Here is a 4,702-nt window from a genome sequence, read left to right as displayed (position 1 = left end):
AGCCGTACCGTCCCGTGATGTAGTCCTCGGTCTTCTGCTTGTCCGGGGTGGAGAACATGGTCGCGGTGTCGTTGTACTCGATCACCTCGCCGAGGTGGAAGAACGCGGTGTAGTCGGCGATGCGCGCGGCCTGCTGCATGTTGTGGGTGACCACGACGATGGTGTAGTCGCGCTTGAGCTCGTACATCAGCTCCTCGACCGTGGCGGTGGAGATCGGGTCGAGCGCGGAGGTGGGCTCGTCCATCAGGATCACGGAGGGCTGCACCGCAATGGCCCGGGCGATGCACAGGCGCTGCTGCTGGCCACCGGAGAGCGAGGTGCCCGGCTTGTCGAGCTGGTCCTTCACCTCGTCCCACAGGCCGGCGGCGCGCAGCGACTGCTCGACCAGCTCGTCCTGTTCACGCCCCTTGGAGACGATGTCGTGCATCCGCGGCGCGTAGGCGACGTTCTCGTAGATGCTCTTCGGGAACGGGTTGGGCTTCTGGAACACCATGCCCACCTTCTTGCGCAGGGCGACCTCGTCGACCTGCTGCGAGAGCACGTTCTTGCCCTCCATCACCACCTCGCCCTCGGTGCGCACCGAGGGAATGAGGTCGTTCATGCGGTTCAGGCAGCGCAGGAACGTCGACTTGCCGCAGCCCGACGGCCCGATCAGGGCGGTGATGTTGTGCTGGTAGATGTCCAGGTCGATGCCCTTGAGGGCCTGCTTCTCCCCGTACCAGAGCTTGAGATCGCGCACGGTCAGCTCGATCTCGTGGGTGGTTTCCTGGTTGAAGGACACCGGATTGCCGGGGGATGCGAGTTTCGTAGTCATGCTCGCCGTACCTGTCGTTGATGGGCGTTCATTGAGTGGATCCGAGGGAACACGTCAGGGATTACCACTTGTGCTCGAATTTCTTGCGCAGATAGACCGCGGTGGCATTGAGCGCGATCAGTACCGACAGCAGCACCAGGATGCCTGCGGCGGTGCGCTCGACATAGGCAGCCTCGGGCTCACCTGCCCAGGTGAATATCTGCGCCGGCAATACCGTGGCCGCGTCGGTAATGCCGGTCGGGGCGTCCGGGATGTAGGCGATCATGCCGATGATGATCAGCGGCGCGGTCTCGCCCAGCGCCTGGGCCAAGCCGATGATCGAGCCGGTGAAGATGCCGGGCATCGACAGCGGCAGGACATGATCGCGCACCGTCTGCCAACGAGTCGCGCCGACGCCGAAGGCCGCCTGGCGGATCGTGTCGGGCACCGCGCGCAGCGCGGCTCGCGAGGAGATGATGATGATCGGCAGGGTCATCAGGCCCAGCGTCAGACCACCGGCCAGCGCCGAGGATCGCGGCGCGCCGAAGAAATTGATGAAGATCGCCAGGCCCAGCAGACCGAACAGGATCGAGGGAATGGCCGCGAGGTTGTTGATGTTCGTCTCGATGATGCGGGTCAGGCGGTTGTCCGGCGCGAACTCCTCGAGGTAGATCGCCGTCATCACGCCCACCGGGAAGGCGAACGCCAGCGTGACCAGCAGCACCAGTACCGAGCCGACGGCCGCCGAGGCGAGACCCGCCATCTCGGGCAGCTTGGAGTCCCCCCGGGTGAAAAAGACCGTGTTGAAGCGCAGCTCGGCACGACCTTCCTCGACCAACCGGTCGACCACCTCGATCTCCGAGTCGTTCAGGCGCGACTTGCGCCCCTTGAGGTACTGGTCGACGGCGTCGTCGGCCAGCACCCACTCCGTCGGGCTGGTGCCCGCCAACGACTCGTCCTCGGACATCCGCTTCGGAATCACGCGCACGTAACCACGGCTGACCAGTTCGCGGTAGTCGGCCTCGATCGCCGCGAGCGGCAGGTCGGCGGCGCGCTCGTTGTAGTCGACCTCGATCTCGATGTAAGCCTGCTGGAACGCCGGCAGACCCTTGACCACCATGTCGGCCAGAAACAGGAACAGGAAGGCGGCCGCCAGGATCAGCGCGGACATCGACAGCCACTTCATTCGAGCGGACTTGCGATGGCGCTTTTTCAGCTGGCGGGAGATGTCGTCCAGGGACTGAGCCATGACGGGACCTTTCCGGTGAATCGAGTTACAGGTTGTTGACCGCGTACTTCTCGCGGAAGCGGCGGATCATCACGACCGAGACGAAGTTCAGCGCCAGGGTGACCACGAACAGCACCAGGCCGAGGGCGAAGGCCGACAGGGTCGCGGCCGATTCGAACTCGTTGTCGCCGGTCAGGGCCGAGACGATGCTGACCGTCACCGTGGTCATGTCCTCGAGCGGGTTGGCGGTGAGGTTCGGCCGCATGCCCGCGGCCATCACCACGATCATCGTCTCGCCCAGCGCCCGCGAGACGCCCAGCAGGGTCGCCGAGATGATGCCCGGCAAGGCCGCCGGCAGCACCACGAAGCGAATGGTCTCGTTGCGGGTCGTGCCCAGCGCCAGCGACCCTTCCCGCATGGAGGTGGGCACCGAACTGATCACGTCGTCGGAGAGCGAGGAGATGAACGGGATGATCATGATCCCCATGACGATCCCGGGTGCCAGTGCGTTGTTGAACGAGGCATCCAGCCCGACCGAGTCGGCCACCGAGACGATCAGTGGGGCGACCGTGATCGCGGCGAAGAAGCCGTAGACCACGGTCGGGATGCCGGCGAGCACCTCGAGCACCGGCTTGGCGACGTCACGCACGCGATCGGGGGCGTACTCGGCCATGTAGATCGCCGCCGAGACGCCGATCGGCACGGCCACCAGCATGGCGATCGCGGTGATCATGAAGGTGCCGGCGAACAGCGGTACGGCCCCGAAGTTATTGTTGCCCTCGGCGTCGACATCCTCGCCATCCAGTTCGCCGCCCAGGCGCCCGGCCCCTTCGAGGAAGGCATCACCCGGCGCCCAGGTGGTCCCGGTGATGAAGTACCAGAAGCTCTCCATCTGGAAGAAGCGGATCGCCTCGAACACGATCGAGAACAGGATGCCGAAGGTGGCGAGGATCGAGATCGACGCCGCCCCCGCCAGGACCCACTTGACCGACCGTTCCAGCGAATCGCGAGCACGCAGTTCCGGTCGCACCCGATTCAGGCCGACGAACAGGCCGAAGGCACCCAGCCCGAGGGCACCGACGATCGCCAGCCAGCCCGGGAAGGCATTCTCGAACACGCCCAGCACGATCGCGGAGATCATGGCGATCACCACCGCCGGGCCGGCGGCACTGAGCACGGTGAACCAGGCGTACTGGTCCGGCTGCGAATGCATGTGCGTTCCACTGGCACGGACCCGGGCGGCCTTGGAGCGGCCGAGGTAGAAGCCCAGCACCCCGAGGACAAGCACCCCGGCGAAGAACGTCATCAGTATCTGGTCGGTCTGCATGGCAGCGTGTTCCGTCTTGTCGAGGGCCGAACGTTACCGGTCATCCGGTCGGTCGTCGGCGCAGGCGGCGATAGTCAGGCGGCCCATTATTGAGAATGTGGCTCCTGTTGCAAGCATTCGGTCCATCAAACGCCGAATGCTTGCGACAAGAGAAAGCCGGCGGATGACCCACCGGCTTTCCCCTTCCATGGGAGGGCGTCCCTTCCCCCGTCCCTGGGGAAGCGAATCCTTCGCTTACTCGAGGTCGGACTTCTTCAGCTTGACCCGGTCGTCGACGCTCTTGCGCCACTCTTCGAGTTCAGCCTGCGGCAGCGTGATCAGGCCGATGCCCTTGAGGGCGCCGAGATCGCTGGTCATCTTGTCGCTCATGAACAGGTCGACGTAGTCGGCCATGGCCGGAACTTCGTCGGAGTGGCTGTTCTTGATGTAGAACCACAGCGAACGGGCGATCGGGTAGTCACCCTTGCTGATGGCCTCCGGCTCCGGGGCGACACCGTCGATGTCCGAGCCGACCAGCTTGTCGCTGTTCTCGTCAAGGAACGAGTAACCGAAGATGCCGAAGGCGTCGGTGTCCTTCTCGAGCTTCTGCACGATCAGGTTGTCGTTCTCGCCGGCATCGACGTAGGCACCATCCTTGCGCAGGTTGGCGTAACCCTTGTTGCCGTACTCTTTCATTTCCTTGGTCACGGCCTCGAGGACCAGCTCCTCGAAGGCGTCACGGGTGCCGGAGGTGGTCGGCGGGCCGTAGACGCGGATTTCGCGGTCCGGCAGCGAGGAGTCGATGTCGCTCCACTTCTTGTGCGGGTTCTTGACCAGCTCACCGTCGACCGGAACCTCCTCGAGCAGCGCCATGGCGATCTGCTTGCGGGTGAAGCCGACGCTGTCGTTCTCGTTGCTCTGGGCGAAGGCGATGCCATCGGAGCCGACCTTGGCCTCGGTGATGTCGGTGACGCCATTGTCCGCGCAACGATCGAACTCGGACGGCTTCATGCGGCGCGAGGCGTTGGTGATGTCCGGCGAGTCCATGTCGTTGGTCTCGCAGAACAGTTTCAGGCCACCGCCGGAACCGGTCGACTCGATGACCGGGGTCGGCCAGTCGGTCGTCTCGCCCAGCTCTTCGGCGACGTAGCTGGAAAACGGGTAGACGGTGGACGAGCCGACGATGCGGATCTGGTCACGGGCGTGGGCCGTGCTGATGGATGCGGCCATGACGGCGGCCAGACCAATGCTGGTTACGGCAATCGGTTTCATAACGGTGATACCTCAGTTGAAATGCAACACAACGCGAGTGCGGGATGCATCCTGATGGCAGTGGATGACAGGAATATGACTGTGTGACAACGGTTCGATGACA

4 protein-coding genes are annotated in these 4,702 nt (G+C 64.2%); all 4 read right to left on the bottom strand.

The genetic code is table 11. The features are described 5' to 3' along the window. Window positions 1–814: phosphate ABC transporter ATP-binding protein PstB (gene pstB, locus ACLFMY_RS08425; RefSeq protein WP_410764217.1), on the bottom strand; the 814-nt coding region annotated here is incomplete at its 3' end. Between the two features lie 61 nt (window positions 815–875). Further along, window positions 876–2,042 (bottom strand): phosphate ABC transporter permease PstA, encoded by a 1,167-nt coding sequence (pstA, locus tag ACLFMY_RS08420; RefSeq protein WP_410764216.1) that lies wholly within the window; start codon window positions 2,040–2,042, stop codon window positions 876–878. A gap of 25 nt (window positions 2,043–2,067) precedes the next feature. Next, entirely contained in the window at window positions 2,068–3,348 is a 1,281-nt protein-coding gene (gene pstC, locus ACLFMY_RS08415; protein WP_410764215.1) for a phosphate ABC transporter permease subunit PstC, read from the bottom strand. Window positions 3,349–3,582: 234 nt separating this feature from the next. Next, on the bottom strand, window positions 3,583–4,599 hold the full coding sequence (locus ACLFMY_RS08410) for a substrate-binding domain-containing protein (protein WP_410764214.1): 1,017 nt from the start codon (window positions 4,597–4,599) through the stop codon (window positions 3,583–3,585). Between the last annotated feature and the right edge of the window lie 103 nt (window positions 4,600–4,702).

This window comes from Guyparkeria sp. (genome assembly GCF_046545975.1).
Taxonomy (GTDB): domain Bacteria; phylum Pseudomonadota; class Gammaproteobacteria; order Halothiobacillales; family Halothiobacillaceae; genus Guyparkeria.
The sequence above is the reverse complement of the archived record's forward strand: the minus strand, read 5'-3'. Positions and strand labels throughout refer to the sequence as shown.